Origin of the sequence: Chryseobacterium sp. 1B4 (assembly GCF_036631475.1) — a bacterium.
Taxonomy (GTDB): domain Bacteria; phylum Bacteroidota; class Bacteroidia; order Flavobacteriales; family Weeksellaceae; genus Chryseobacterium.
In genome coordinates this window covers 108,290-122,180 of record NZ_JAPNUF010000002.1, presented here as the reverse complement: position 1 = coordinate 122,180, position 13,891 = coordinate 108,290, and the positions used below count along the sequence as shown (strand labels likewise).

Annotated in this window: 11 protein-coding genes, 2 pseudogenes and 1 riboswitch; of the genes and pseudogenes, 9 read left to right on the top strand and 4 right to left on the bottom strand. The window is 36.5% G+C overall.

Annotated features, from left to right (window positions below; all coding sequences use genetic code 11):
• The first annotated feature begins 1 nt into the window (after nucleotide 1).
• The 7 genes and pseudogenes from OWR28_RS01580 (at nucleotide 2) to OWR28_RS01555 (ending at nucleotide 4,471) form a co-directional block, all read left to right on the top strand.
• Entirely contained in the window at nucleotides 2-451 is a 450-nt protein-coding gene (locus tag OWR28_RS01580; protein ID WP_332385197.1) for a GNAT family N-acetyltransferase, read from the top strand.
• Between the two features lie 132 nt (nucleotides 452-583).
• A complete protein-coding gene (locus tag OWR28_RS01575; RefSeq protein ID WP_332385196.1) occupies nucleotides 584-901 on the top strand; it encodes a DinB family protein in 318 nt (105 codons plus the stop codon).
• Entirely contained in the window at nucleotides 790-1,095 is a 306-nt protein-coding gene (locus tag OWR28_RS26725; protein WP_494168417.1) for a DinB family protein, read from the top strand. The genes OWR28_RS01575 and OWR28_RS26725 overlap by 112 nt, the downstream gene beginning before the upstream one ends.
• 223 nt (nucleotides 1,096-1,318) lie before the next feature.
• Nucleotides 1,319-1,746, top strand: a pseudogene (gene tnpA / locus OWR28_RS01570) (IS200/IS605 family transposase).
• Nucleotides 1,747-2,020: 274 nt separating this feature from the next.
• Complete coding sequence (locus OWR28_RS01565) at nucleotides 2,021-2,569, top strand: L-threonylcarbamoyladenylate synthase (protein ID WP_002977438.1); 549 nt, start codon at nucleotides 2,021-2,023, stop codon at nucleotides 2,567-2,569.
• Nucleotides 2,570-2,672: 103 nt separating this feature from the next.
• Nucleotides 2,673-3,017 carry a nuclear transport factor 2 family protein gene (locus tag OWR28_RS01560; protein WP_332385194.1) on the top strand — a complete coding sequence of 115 codons (345 nt, stop codon included), beginning with the start codon at nucleotides 2,673-2,675 and terminating at the stop codon, nucleotides 3,015-3,017.
• A 37-nt stretch (nucleotides 3,018-3,054) separates the two neighbouring features.
• A pseudogene (locus OWR28_RS01555) lies at nucleotides 3,055-4,471 on the top strand (CCA tRNA nucleotidyltransferase).
• A 153-nt stretch (nucleotides 4,472-4,624) separates the two neighbouring features.
• On the opposite strand, the gene OWR28_RS01550 reads toward OWR28_RS01555, so the two are convergent.
• The 3 genes from OWR28_RS01550 to OWR28_RS01540 all read right to left on the bottom strand — a co-directional run bounded on the left by OWR28_RS01550 (nucleotide 4,625) and on the right by OWR28_RS01540 (nucleotide 9,185).
• On the bottom strand, nucleotides 4,625-5,680 hold the full coding sequence (locus OWR28_RS01550; protein ID WP_332385193.1) for a DUF5074 domain-containing protein: 1,056 nt from the start codon (nucleotides 5,678-5,680) through the stop codon (nucleotides 4,625-4,627).
• A gap of 20 nt (nucleotides 5,681-5,700) precedes the next feature.
• Nucleotides 5,701-7,527: a TonB-dependent receptor domain-containing protein gene (locus OWR28_RS01545; RefSeq protein WP_332385192.1), complete on the bottom strand. Its 1,827-nt coding sequence runs from the start codon at nucleotides 7,525-7,527 to the stop codon at nucleotides 5,701-5,703.
• A 31-nt stretch (nucleotides 7,528-7,558) separates the two neighbouring features.
• A riboswitch (cobalamin riboswitch) is annotated at nucleotides 7,559-7,736 on the bottom strand.
• Nucleotides 7,737-7,871: 135 nt separating this feature from the next.
• Nucleotides 7,872-9,185: a T9SS type A sorting domain-containing protein gene (locus OWR28_RS01540; RefSeq protein ID WP_332385191.1), complete on the bottom strand. Its 1,314-nt coding sequence runs from the start codon at nucleotides 9,183-9,185 to the stop codon at nucleotides 7,872-7,874.
• Between the two features lie 155 nt (nucleotides 9,186-9,340).
• Between OWR28_RS01540 and OWR28_RS01535 the strand changes: the two genes are divergently transcribed.
• Nucleotides 9,341-10,969, top strand: a complete 1,629-nt coding sequence (locus OWR28_RS01535; RefSeq protein ID WP_332385190.1) for an AraC family transcriptional regulator — start codon at nucleotides 9,341-9,343, stop codon at nucleotides 10,967-10,969.
• The gene (locus OWR28_RS01530) at nucleotides 10,966-12,096 is read left to right on the top strand and encodes a tetratricopeptide repeat protein (RefSeq protein WP_332385189.1); all 1,131 of its coding nucleotides are present in this window, start codon (nucleotides 10,966-10,968) and stop codon (nucleotides 12,094-12,096) included. The genes OWR28_RS01535 and OWR28_RS01530 overlap by 4 nt, the downstream gene beginning before the upstream one ends.
• A 58-nt stretch (nucleotides 12,097-12,154) precedes the next feature.
• Here OWR28_RS01530 and pafA read toward each other — a convergent pair whose 3' ends face one another.
• Nucleotides 12,155-13,801 (bottom strand): alkaline phosphatase PafA, encoded by a 1,647-nt coding sequence (gene pafA / locus OWR28_RS01525; protein ID WP_332385188.1) that lies wholly within the window; start codon nucleotides 13,799-13,801, stop codon nucleotides 12,155-12,157.
• Nucleotides 13,802-13,891: the final 90 nt, after the last annotated feature.

Below are 13,891 nucleotides of genomic sequence, written 5' to 3'. Positions count from 1 at the left end.
TATGAAAAACTCAAGAAAAGCAGTTGTTTCCGACTTACCACAACTCGCAGAACTATTTGATCAGTACAGGGTATTTTATCATAAGTCCTCAGATATTCCTGCAGCAGCAAACTTTCTTCGGGAAAGGCTTGAAAACAAAGATTCAGAAATTTTCGTTGCAGAAGAAAATGGTAAACTGACAGGTTTTGTACAATTATATCCTATATTTTCATCTACAAGAATGCAGCGCTACTGGCTGCTGAATGATCTCTACGTGAATGAAAATCACAGAGGTAAAGGCCATTCCAAAGAACTGATTGAGGCTTCCAAAGAATTATGCCGCTCCTCAAAAGCGTGCGGTATCCTTCTGGAAACAGGAAAAAGCAATGATATCGGAAACCAGCTTTACCCCGCATGCGGCTTTGAGCTTTATGATTCCGTGAATTTCTATGAATGGACGAATCGTGAGTAATGAGCAGTAGTTAATGAGTAATTTTTGTAAAATGTATAGTTAAAAAGTATTCATTCTTTATGAACCATCTACTCCGAATACCGGAACGCGAATCACGCACCTCAAAATAATGTATAAAAACAAAAAAATAATATGACCGAATTTCAAAAATACATCCAAAGATATTTAGATCAGATTCCATCAGGAGACTGGATCAAAGAGCTGCAGCTATCAGCAGACAAAACCATCGGAATTTATTCCAATCTTACTGAAGAACAGTCTACTTTCGCTTATGCAGAAGGAAAATGGACTTTAAAAGGTCTTCTGCTCCATTTATCGGATACCGAAAGAGTTTTCCAATACAGAATATTAGCATTCGCCAGAGGAGAAAAAACAACCTCCCGGGATTTGATGAAAATCAATACGCTGATCAGTCTTTTGCAGACGAAAGAAGCCTGGAATCTCTTTTAGAAGAATATAAGCTGGTAAGAAAGTCTTCACAGATTCTTTTAGAAACCCTTCATCCTTCTGCCTTACAAAATACAGGTATTGCCAATGGCCACGAAATTTCTGTGGAAACCATCGGAAAACTGATCGTGGGACACAATTACCATCACCTGAGTATTATTGAGGAAAGGTATTTGTCGAAATTGGGATGGATGTAGAAAGAAATTAAAAAATACATTTGAATTAGGCTCCGGCTAAAGCTCATTTCTATTGAATAGAATAATATCTCTAGTAATTCATCGCATTATCTTTTAATCAAATTATATAAACATCAATAGGAACGGGCTTTAGCCCGTTTTCATATTATATATAATTCCATTGGCTTCAGCCAAAACTTATTGACTTATTGAAAAAAATAATATTTTTGATAAAACAACACAAATGGCTTTTATCAAAATTTATATTCATCTTGTTTTCTCTACAAAAAACAGAGATCCGTTTCTCAATACATTCGACATACGTCTTAAGGTCTGGAAACATATTAAAGAATATGCTACAGAAAAAGGTATATTTTTAGACATGGTTAATGGATATTCAGACCATTGTCATTGTCTTATTTCTCTGGGATCTGATCAAAATATTGAAAAAATCGTACAATTAATAAAAGGAGAATCATCTCATTGGATCAATAAAAATAAGCTTGCCGCAGGAAAATTTTCATGGCAGGATGAATATTTTGCAGTCTCAGTTTCCGAATCTATGGTGGATACCGTAAGAAATTATATTAAAAATCAGGAAAAGCATCATCAGAAAAAAGCTTTACTGAAGAGTATAAAGAATTTGTTGAAAAGTATAATTTTAAGATGTGACAGGTTTTGGCTAAAGCCAAATGATTTATGTCTATTGTTTAAATGGGCTAAAGCCCATTTCTATTGAATAAAATTGACATTTATATATTTATTTGATCTACTTTAATCCTAATAAAGACATCAATAGGAACGGGCTTTAGCCCGTTTTCATATTATATATAATTCCATTGGCTTCAGCCAAACCTAACAGCATAGCTACATTCATACCCTGTTTTTTTTGCCCAAAACTCACAGATTTTCTACCTTTATCCACTCTTTGAATTCACTTACAATTATGGAACATATTATCGAAATATTAAAATCCGGCGGAACGATTCTTTACCCTACTGATACCATTTGGGGGATTGGTTGTGATGCTACCAATATAGAAGCAGTCAATAAAATTTTTGAAATCAAAAAGCGTGAAAAGAATAAATCCATGATCATCCTTGTGGAATCTGAGAAAAGACTTCAGGACCTGGTAGACGTCCCTGAAATGGCATGGGAAATTATTGATCTCAGCGAAAAGCCGGTAACCATTGTTTATGAAAACCCAAGAGGCTTGCCTAAAGAGCTTCTTGCTGAAGACGGAAGTATCGGAATCCGTCTTGTAAAAAATGATTTCTGCAAAAAACTGATTACAAAATTAAACAGACCTTTGGTATCTACTTCAGCCAACTTCAGTGGTGAGAAAAGTCCATTGAAATTTTCTGATATTTCTCAGGAAATGATAGACCTTGTAGATTATGCTGTAGAGGAAGACAGAGAAAAGGTTTCAAAATATTCGGGTTCTTCGGTAATCAAAATATGGAATGACAACAGGATAAAAGTTCTGAGAGAATAACTATTCTGAAATTACCTGTTTATTTTTAGAGTCTTGTCAGTTCATCTTGGCAGGATTTCTTTTTAATTCTATCTTTGCAAACTCAACTCATAAACTATTTGCTATGGATCATCAAAAATTTGCTCAAACGTGGGTCAATATTTGGAATTCTCACAATTTAGAGGATATTCTGTCCCATTACGCGGATGACATTGAGATCACCACTCCCATGATTGCTATGGCTACAGGCGGCAAAGAAAGTTCTTTAAAAGGAAAAGAAGCTGTCCGTGAATACTGGAGAAAGGCACTGGATAAATTCCCGGACCTTCATTTTGATCTGATCCATTCCACGGCGGGAGTAGATTCGGTAGCATTATTTTATAAGTCGATTATGGATAAACATGCTGTGGAAGTCATGTTTTTTAATGAAGATGGAAAAATTAGTAGAATGTATGCTCATTATGATTAATGGGTGACACCGGTAGAAATTGACACTGTTATTAACAATGAAAATCAATCTTAATCAAAATAAGAATTTAAAACTTTTTAAAATCATTTCTGAAGCAGCAGAAAGGAATAACCAGTCCGTATACATTGTAGGCGGTTATGTGCGTGACCTTCTGATGAACAGAAAAGCTTCTACAGATATAGATTTTGTAACGGAGCAAAGCGGTATTGAGCTTGCCCAGAATGTAGCTCAGGATATAGATCCGAAATTGAAGGTTTCCGTATTCAAGACTTACGGAACAGCCATGATTAAATATAAGGAGCTTGAGCTTGAATTTGTAGGGGCAAGAAAGGAAAGTTATACAGAAAACAGCCGCAAGCCTGAAGTAGAGGGTGGAAGTCTGGAGGATGACCAGAAGAGAAGAGATTTTACGATCAATGCGATGGCTATCTCTTTAAACAAAAATAATTTCGGAGAACTGATCGACCCTTTTAATGGAATTGATGATCTTGAAAAAGGAATTTTAAGGACTCCGCTGGAACCTGCCCAGACTTATTCTGATGATCCTTTAAGGATGATGAGAGCGGTACGTTTTGCTTCTACTTTACATTTTAAAATTGAGGAAAACTCCCTGCAAGCTATCCAGCAGGAAGCGGAAAGAATCAAGATTGTTTCTATGGAGAGGATCATGGTAGAATTCAACAAGATCATGCTTTCCGAAAAACCTTCTGTTGGTCTTAGATTAATGGAACAAACCGGCCTTTTAAAGCTGATTATTCCTGAACTGATTGAACTGAAGGGTGTGGAAGAAGTGGAAGGGCAAACACATAAGGATAACTTTTACCATACATTGGAAGTAGTAGACAATATTTCCGTGAATACAGATAACCTTTGGCTGCGTTGGGCTGCCCTGCTTCATGATATTGGAAAAGCTCCAACCAAAAAATTTGTGGAAGGAACGGGATGGACATTCCATGGACATGAGTTTTTAGGCTCAAAATGGTTAAAACACTTTTCCAAAGATTGAAACTGCCTTTGGGAAGTGACATGAAATATGTTCAGAAAATGGTAAAGCTTTCGTCAAGGCCCATTGCTCTGATCACTGATGACGCGTCAGATTCTGCTTTAAGAAGACTTTTATTTGATGCCGGAGAAAATCTGGAAGATCTTTTCACCCTTTGCAAGGCAGATATTACCACAAAAAACTCCAGGAAACAGGAGAAGTTCAAAAAAACTTTGAATATGTAGCGGTAAAAATCAAAGAAGTGGAAGAAAAGGATCAGGTAAGAAACTTCCAGCCGCCTATTACCGGTGAAGAGATTATGGAAATGTTCAATCTTAAGCCGGGCCGTGAAATCGGTATTTTAAAGGAAAAAGTAAAAGAAGCCATTCTGGAGGGTGAAATTCCCAATGAAAAGGAAGAAGCTACTAAGTTTGTGATAGCTGAAGCTGAGAAACTGGGATTGACAATATAATCAAGTTATAAAATATAAAAATCCGGCGGGATGTTCCATCCCGCCGGATTTTTTTGCTTACTATGAAAACAAAGCCGGCCGGTTTCGAAGAAACCGGCCGGAAAAACACAAATGATGAAAAAATAAAAAATTATTTTTAGAAGTAATAAATTATTATGGGTTCAGAAAAGTTCCGTTAGCCCCAATACCTCCTGTTTTTACAGTAACAATCTTATTTCCTGTAGCTGCTGAGTATACAACCATTTCGCTTTCTTGTGTAAACTCCTTTACATCTGAAGCAAAAATTCTTCCGTCAATAACATTAAATCCATACAACGTAAAGTAAGGACCTCCATCTGCAGCTGTTAATAATGGGCTGGAAGGAACTGTCGGAGCAGTTAAACTTGTTGTGTACACTTTATTGCCTGAACTGAAGTATAATTTGTCATTATCAATCTGAAGGTTGGTAGCACTTGGAATTCCTGTCAGTGTAATTACCGGTGTAAGAGTTCCTGTACCTGAAATTTTATAGATGTAAGAATCTGTAGCCGTGGAAGCAATTGTGTAAACGTTGGATTTGTAAGAAACAGTGTTTCCAATCTGACCATTCGGAACGGTAATTTCAGTTTTGCTGTCGTTGGAAGTATTGATATAAGTAATCTTGTTTCCATACCCTGATGAAGCATTTTGTACGAAAATATTTCCTCCCGCTTCTACCGTTTTATCAGAAACTTCAGTCATGTTAATTTTGCTTACAAATGAATAATCCGAAGCTTTATACTTTGTTATACTTTGAGTATGTGCACTGAAATTGGTATTAGCAACATAGATAAAGTCATTAGCGAAAGCAATTCCTCTCGGATTATCAAGCTGTTGTGTGATTACTCCCAATTTCTTAAATGTGTAACGGTCTACTACAACAATTTTGTTTGAGTTATTCAAAACAAGATAAGCTTTATTTCCGTTAAGACCAATGGTCTGAAGAACATCACCCAGGATATCTTTATTGTTGTTATAACCATATACATCATCCTGCTTAAGGCTTAAATCTCTCGTCACGAAAGTTACTTTAGCTCCCTGGCTGTTATAATTACCTTCATTAGAGATAAAATATCCGTTCTGATAAGTGATCGGAGAAACTTCAAATTCCTCAGAATCACTTGTACATGAAGACATATTAAACAATAGTACCACTGCAAATAATACAGTTAAAAGTTTAGTTATTTTCATAATTTATTCAATTTTAATTATTAAAAATTTATTGCTGCATACACGCTATAGTTTCTTTTCGGTAAAGGATTGAAAGAAACGGTTTTATAGTATGTATTGGTTAGATTATTCACTTTAAACCCTAAGGTATACTTTTTTGCCAGGGTTGCAGAAACACCCATATTTAAAAGAAAATAAGGATCTATAGCTTCTGACCTTTTTTCATCACTTGTGGTGTAGGTAACCCCGTTCAGCAATGTCTGGGTAAAAAATTTAAAGAAACCATATTCATAATCCAGATTAACCGTTCCTCTGTGTATAGGAACGTAAGGTCTCTGCATGTTTGTTTCTTTATCAATAGATTTTGCATAATAATATCCTGCATTCGCATGGATTTTATGACTTCCCAGTTGTTTGCTGAAAGAAAGCTGAGATTCCAGCCCGTAAGATTCTGCTTTATTGACATTAAAAGCCTGCCAGTACCCTTTAGCAGTTGGCAGCCATACAATAAGATCTGTAATATTCATATAATAAGGAGAAAGGCTAAGCCTGAAATCTCCTACTTTGAACTCATTAGTCATATCCACCTGAGTTGAGGTTTCCGGTCTCAGGTCTTTATTTCCGCCCGGTTCATAGTAAATATCATTAAATGACGGATATCTGAAATTTTTGGAGACATTAATGCCCACATCATACCATTTTGCAGCGCTCCATTTTCCGGAGAATGAATACATTAACGGTGATTTCACATCTTCCACAAAATCTTTTTTAAATCCACCTTCAAAACGCAGGTCTTTCGTTGCAAAATACCGTAATAGCCCTGAAACGGAACCTATATTTCTGCTGACAGTGGATATTCCGTTCTGATATCCTTCTCCTTTATTGACCTGAAACTCTCCGATCAGATTAAAATTCCATTTTGAATTCAGGAAATAATTGAAATCATTTTTAAAAATATAATTTTTCCCGGTTCCACTGCTGGATTTAGGTTGGGTCAACGAACCGAAATACTGGAAATTTTCCTCTGTATAGGCAGCCTTAAAAGAGTTGCTGAACTTTGTTTTGTTCCAGTCCCAGGAAAGAATGCTCCTTACGCTTTGCGTTTTATATTTAGTTTTTGTCCCTGTTTCCTCATACACCGGATAATGCTGTGAGGAATCAAAAAACTGGCTCTGCCATGAAATTTTATGATCGTTCGTAATTCTATAGGATGCCCCTACATTGAACGTTGTATTGTAATAATTCCCGTTTCTGTTGACATAGTTAAGGTCACTTACCTTATAATCATTTTCACTTACGGAGTAATTTCCTGAAGCTTTAAAGCTGAACTTATCATTGCTGTAAGAACCTTTTACAAAATTATTATAAGTATTAAAGGAAGCCACTTCAGAAAATAAAGAACCATGGAAACCTTTATTAAAATCGAGGGTATTATTCAGGTGAATGCTTCCCCCAATGGCTCCGCTTCCATAGACAACACTTCCGCCGCCGGCTTTTATTCCGATCTGATCATATCCGAACAATGCGATATTATTGATATCTCCCTGTCCGAGAAAATTGGAATTGATATTAATTCCGTTCCATACAAATGCAGTCTGCTGGGCGGTAGTCCCCCTGAAAGAAGGTGAAGAAACAGCGCCACGGCCATTTTCCTTAATAAATACCTGTGATTGAAATCTCAGAAGTTCCGAAAGGTTGCTGGAGTTCTTCTCAGCATCCTCTGCTGAAATTATTTTTACGGGATGAAAAAGTTTCACCCTGTTCATCTGGTTGTCGAAAACATAAATAGTGTCAATGGTTTTCTCTTGGCCAAAAAGAAAACAACCATACGATGAAAAAAGCAGTACTAAAGATCTTTTTATATCCATACCTTTTTACTTTTCCTCCGAAAGCAATATGTTTTTTGTTATAATCCTGGCAGGTCTCCTGACTTTCGCATTCTGCTCCTTCCCGTTGCTAAACAGTGGTTTTTTGCAGAAACTTGTGTTGCGATTTACAGTTGCGGGGACAGTCCGGGAGTTACACCCGATTCCCTTTTCATTCCAAAATACTGGAAACCAAAATTTTTGCAAAGATAGTTTTTTATGTGTATTCAACAAAAAACCGTGCTTCGCCTTAAAAATGTTATCTTTTGGGTATGTAAACAAAAAAGAACAGCCGCTTTCAATATTGAAAACAGCCATTCATCCCACTACTTTACTATTTATATATGTTATTTTTTGATAAATTTATAAGTCTGTTGCTTTTCTCCCTTCACAGAATATTCCAGAATGTAAGCTCCTTTTGACAAGGATGAAACATCAATTTGTCCTTCTACAGTATTGAATGATTTCACTCTTTGTCCAACCAAATTATAAATCTCTGCCTTGTCTATTTTTCCTGTCCCTTTAAAATATAGAATATCAGTAACCGGGTTAGGATAAATACCCATGCTGTTTTTTTCTTTTACCACATCATTCACAGATAAATATTCAGATGCATCCAGATAAAAAGCAACCATTTGATTGGAAGCATTCACACCCATTCCGGCAATTTTCTTTCCATCCTGAGAAATAGCCAGAGGAAGTCCCATCGTTACTCCATTGGTGGCAATTCCTAAGGATACCGCATAATCATTCAGATTAACTCTTCCGGTGGCAGAGGTCCATATAAAACCCTCGCCAGACATTGGAGGCGCTCCGAATGCTCTGTAATATCCAATAACTTTAGTTCCATCCCCTGAAATTCCTGTTGCTCCTCCCTTGAAACTGAATGATGCATTAGGATGCGTAATATAAGTAAGTCCGCTTACTGCATTCCAAACATAGGGATTAGGATTGGCTGAACCGATGATTGTACTTCCGTCTGCGGAAATACCTCCCGCTTCTCCAACATTATTTCCATTGTTATCTGTAATAAAGCTTTCTACTCCATCCTGCCATTTCGCACCACTCCTGGTACCGTTTGATTCGTCCTGCCATCCGACAATTACCGTTCCTGAAGCATTGATTGCGTTTGCCCTGGAGCTTCGTCCCTGAACAATACTTCCCAGATCTACCATTCCGTTTACTTCATCCCATTTCACAGCATGTGCGTTAGCTGCCGTAAGGAATCCCAGCCCCACAATTGTATTACCATTAGCTGTCATCCCCCAGGTAGAACTTACACTGCCATCCCAGCCGGCAGGAACCAGCCCTCCCCTGTTTACCCATGTGCCCGTAGCTACATCATAAGTCGAGATTTCATTGAAACCTGTTGCAGCATTTGTAACGGAAGATGAGATCTTGGTCCCGTCATTCGAAACTATGGTTCTGCCCGCAGCAGGATATCCGTTTGATATTGAACCTATCTGTACAAGTCCTCCCGATGCATTCCATTTATATATAGCTCCTGCACTTGTATGCAAGCTTACTACTCCATTATCTGAAACAGCTCCTACATTATAATTCCCCAAGCCTATTACAGTAAGCTGAGCTTTCACAATACCCAATTTCAGAAAAAGGCAAGCTGTTAATATTTTCATTGACATTTTGTAAAAATTTTTCATATTTTATTATATTTAGATTTTTTAATTGGTGAAAACAATATTAATATAATATTTACCATACCCAAAGAAATTGACTTTCATAATTCGTGAATTTCAAAAGAATATAATTTTTAAAACATTAATAATCAAACATATAAGAAAACAATATTTTGAATATGGATTTTACCCGAATTATTCAAAAAAACACAAACAACCCAGTATTCATTCAAAAATTATTTGATCATAGCAAAGAAATTCTCCTTGTTATTTTCATTGGCTTTTCCATTATCACCAATGCACAATCCGGTCCTGACTTTACTATCCTGGCAGATAAGGCATTTCTGAAACTCTATCAGAATTCTGACGAATGTATCAGCTATACTCAGGGAATTCTTGTCAGTGATCAGAATACAGAACACAAAATGATCCTTCAGAATATTATTTCCCAGGCTTTTGCTATGAAAGGTGATTATGTACAATCTGTAAATATTTTTGCTCAAAAAGAAGATCCTGACCTGCACAATAATCTTTCTTATTTTATGCAGATCTTCGGTGATTATAACCTTGCTGATCAGTATCAGAATCTGGGTTTATACAATCAGTCTAAGAGAATTATCAGTTATCTCCTGTCTGATCAGAAACTTCTTAAAAGTAACGATGTGGCTCTAAGAGTTACTACCGCAAAACTATATCAGCTTCAGGCTTTGAACTCAGGGATCAACCGGGATTATTCCACAGCGCTGCAAAATCTGGACAAAAGCAATCAATACCTCAGCGGTCAGAATGAAGAAAATAAAATATTAAAACTGGAAAACAGGATTTTCCGTTCTTCCTATCTGCTGAAACAAAATAAACTTATCGAATATCAACCTCTTATAAAAAGTATTATTGATGATCTTGAGCATCAGAAAAACCAGCCATTTCTCTTAGGTCTTGCCTATGAAAACCTATCTCAATATTATTTTCTGAAGCAGGATTACAGAGCGTCTGTTGAAAAGCTGGAAGCCGGACTTTCACTGATTGAAAATCTGCCTTTCAATAATTTAAAAATTAAAATCTATGAGTCATTATCCCGCAGCTATTATGCACTTCATGATGATACAAAGTACCACCGGTACAATAAACTCTGCAATGATCTAAAGACAAAAACAGATGCCAGTTCCAGGGAAGGAATACGGTATCTTGTAAAACTTGTGGAAACCAGTCAGAATAAAAATATTGAATTTCAAAAGCTGATGTTTGTTAAATCCTTCTGGTCGTTAGCACTCATTTTGTCTTTGATAATCTTGGGACTATTCGCTTATTTTTTAAGTATTAAAAGTAAAGGTAAAGACTTAAAAAAACAATTTGATTTCTTTGAAAAACAGATCAGTCGCAAGTCCCAATCTGCCATTCCAGAGAAGGCTACTTCAACAGCAAAAGATTCCGGTTCTACCAAAATATCAAGGGAAAAAGAAGATGAGATTCTTCGCAAACTTGAAGAATTCGAAAAATCCGGTCATTATCTGAATAAAAACATGTCGTTATCCATGCTTTCCTCTCAAATGGAGGTTAACACGAAATACCTTTCAGAAGTTATTAATAACAAGGAGAAAAATTTTAACGGCTATATCAACAAACTAAGAATCAATCATATTGTACAATTATTAAAGAATGATTCTACTTTTCTCAATTATAAAGTGAGCTATCTTGCAGAGTATTCAGGGTTTTCATCACACAGTGCCTTTACTACGGTCTTTAAGTCTGTCACCGGAATGTCTCCCAATACATATATTCAGGAAATCAGTAAAAGTAAAACTGTATGAAACTCTTTTTTAAAATAATAACCTCAATCCTTCTGTCTTTTTGTATCGTTATAAAAGCTCAGAAAATACCGGACCGTGAATTAATAAGAAAAGCCCGGCTTGAAATTTATGACAACCCCGATTATACCATTAAAACCGGAGAACAATTATTAAGGAAAAATCCGGATATCAGTACATCCATTGATATTTACATGCTGCTTTCCACAGCGAATATTGCCAAAAGAAACTTCGAGGAATCTTTAAAGTATATTTTAAAAGCTAAGGAACTCTCGCAGAAAACCAATGATTTCAAAAGCCAGGCAAGCGTTCTTATTTCTGTTGCCATTCAATATCAGCAGATGGAACTATTCAATAAGAGTTTAGAAACTTTGAATGAAGCCGATCAGTATCTGGCCAGAATACCGGAAACTCCTTTCAAATATATTGAAAACGCAAGAAGTTATGCTATAAAGGGAATGATTTACAAGAGTCAGTCTAATTCAGAAATTGCCCTGGAAAAGTTTCTAATTTCGATACAGAATTTTGAAAAAGTATCTTCCGGGAAAACCACCTACGCTAATATGAGTGTGGTATACTATAACATTGGATACTGCTATCTTAATCTCAATCAAATTGATAAGGCACAAGAAGCTTTTGTTCAGTCTTTGGATTATGCCCGGAAAAATCATGCTAAAAGTCTGGAAGCATTTGCCTTGAAAGGAATTGCTGAAATCTACAGGCAAAAACATGAAAATCAATCAGCAATCAATCTTTTGCTAAAAGCAGAAAACCTGTGTAAAAATACAGGAGATATTATTTTGAACGAAGGCATCTACAAAGAATTAGCTGATAATTATCTTGCTCTGGGAGAACAGAATTTCTATCAGCAGTATAACAAAAAATACCTGGAAATGCGTTTCAGGAGAAAGCAGAACGAACTGAGATCCATTAATCAGATTATTGATAATCATAATAGGGAAACCTATTTAGAAAGCGAAAAGCTGAAATCTTATCATAATTCCATAATAACAGCTTCTGTTACTTTGGGAGGTATTATAATGGCTGTACTCCTGTATTTTATTGTAAAGGTCAGAAGACAAAATAAAGAATTTCAGAAAGAAATTCAGCAAATGATAAGAGCATCATAACCAAAATAAAAAACCGTTCCAACACTGGAACGGCTTTTATTTTATATAATTTTCAACTTTATTTACCCATAACTTCAGTAATCGGGTTCCCTACATTTCCGCTTGGGAACTGAATTTTCAGTAATGAAGATACCGTAGGGGCAATATCTGTCATGTGATATTCCTTATTGCTTTCTCCTTGCTTCACTCCCCACCCCATAAAGATCAATGGGATATGTGAGTCGTAAGAATTCCATACACTGTGTGTAGTTCCTGTTTTTGAATATGGAGGAAGCATAGAATCATGGGAGATCAGCTGGATGTCTCCGCTTCTCTGTCTGTTGATTCCGTTGATAATTCTCTGTTTGATCGGCTCCGGAATACTGGATTCCTGAACTTTATCTACGGAAACAGCATATAAAACTGTAGGATCCTTCTCAATTTCTTTCACTGCAAAGTTTCTTACATCATCCAGTTCAAGCTTGCTGTCAGCCAATACTTTTCTGTCAAAATAAATCTGGTAGTTATCAATAGCGCTGATCAGTTTATCAGCCCCGAATTTTTCTTTCAGCTTCTGGTTCAGGTTCTTTTCTGCATCTTCTCCGAAGAATCCTGTCGGGATTTTATGTTCTTTAAGGAATCCTACAGAATGCGCTCCTCCGTGGTCAGCAGAAAGGAAAACCGTATACTCTCCTTTTCCTACTTTGGAATCAAGATATTTGAAAAATTCTGCCAGATCCTGGTCTAATCTGATATAAACATCTTCCACCTCAATAGAATTCGGTCCGAATTTATGTCCTGCATAATCCGTAGACGCAAGGTTGATGGCTAAAAAATCTGTAATATTATCTCCACCTAGTTTTTCACCTTCTACTGACGCTTCAGCCAACTTTAATGTCAACGTATTTCCGAAAGGGGTATAACGGATATTATCTTTTTTAACCTGATAATCTTTTGCTAAATTGCTGTATGGGAAAGTAGGTGTTTTCGCACTTCCCAGCAGACCTTCCCAAGGTGAATTGTCAGGTGAGCTTTCCGTATATTCATTGATTGGAAGTAAAGTATTCCAGCCATTTGCCACTAATTTTTCAGGAAGATTCTGCGCGTTGAATGATTTTACCCATTGAGGAAGATCATTCATGTACCATGTACTCGTAATGAAATTTCCTGTGCTGTCATCAAACCAGAAGGCACCGTTTGGAGTATGACCTGCAGGAAGAATAGAAGCACGGTCTTTCAAAGAAACCCCCACTACTTTTCCCTGAAAGTTGGTAGCCAGTCTCAATTCGTCAGTTACCGTAGTAGACCAAAGGTTTTTCGGAGAGTGGCTTCCGGTTTTTGCATTGGTAGTTCCAACCGGCTGAACGCTCTCATCCGCAGTACAGTAAACTCCTTTTCCTGTTTCCTTATCCGTCCAGTCATTTCCGGCAATCCCATGAATAGCCGGTACAGAGCCTGTGTAGATACATGTATGTCCTAATGCCGTAATGGTAGGTACATAAGGAATATGTACATTATTCAAAGAGTATCCTGTATTCAAAAGTCTTTTGAAACCATCATTTCCGTATTTACCATAAAAACGGTACAGATAGTCCCAACGCATCTGATCTACCACCAGACCTACGACTAATTTGGGTCTTTCCAATTGAGTATTTCTGTTCTTCTGCGCATTGATTGTAACTACGGACAATAAAGTAGCTGCCGCAATTGAAATGTTCCTAAGCATCCAAGTAAAATTTTTATTGACCACAAATTTAAGGGTTTTGAAAGTTTTGGAGTGTGAAATTTTATTTAATTTTGAACTAATCATTGATTT

Excerpts from the sequence above, each read along its gene's own strand:
- OWR28_RS01535 (WP_332385190.1), top strand. The coding sequence starts at position 9,341 with ATGGATTTTACCCGAATTATTCAAAAAAACACAAACAACCCAGTATTC.
- OWR28_RS01580 (WP_332385197.1), top strand. The coding sequence starts at position 2 with ATGAAAAACTCAAGAAAAGCAGTTGTTTCCGACTTACCACAACTCGCA.
- OWR28_RS01565 (WP_002977438.1), top strand. The coding sequence starts at position 2,021 with ATGGAACATATTATCGAAATATTAAAATCCGGCGGAACGATTCTTTAC.
- OWR28_RS01550 (WP_332385193.1), bottom strand. The coding sequence starts at position 5,680 with ATGAAAATAACTAAACTTTTAACTGTATTATTTGCAGTGGTACTATTG.
- OWR28_RS01560 (WP_332385194.1), top strand. The coding sequence starts at position 2,673 with ATGGATCATCAAAAATTTGCTCAAACGTGGGTCAATATTTGGAATTCT.
- OWR28_RS01575 (WP_332385196.1), top strand. The coding sequence starts at position 584 with ATGACCGAATTTCAAAAATACATCCAAAGATATTTAGATCAGATTCCA.
- OWR28_RS01530 (WP_332385189.1), top strand. The coding sequence starts at position 10,966 with ATGAAACTCTTTTTTAAAATAATAACCTCAATCCTTCTGTCTTTTTGT.
- OWR28_RS01540 (WP_332385191.1), bottom strand. The coding sequence starts at position 9,185 with ATGAAAAATTTTTACAAAATGTCAATGAAAATATTAACAGCTTGCCTT.
- OWR28_RS01545 (WP_332385192.1), bottom strand. The coding sequence starts at position 7,527 with ATGGATATAAAAAGATCTTTAGTACTGCTTTTTTCATCGTATGGTTGT.
- pafA (WP_332385188.1), bottom strand. The coding sequence starts at position 13,801 with ATGCTTAGGAACATTTCAATTGCGGCAGCTACTTTATTGTCCGTAGTT.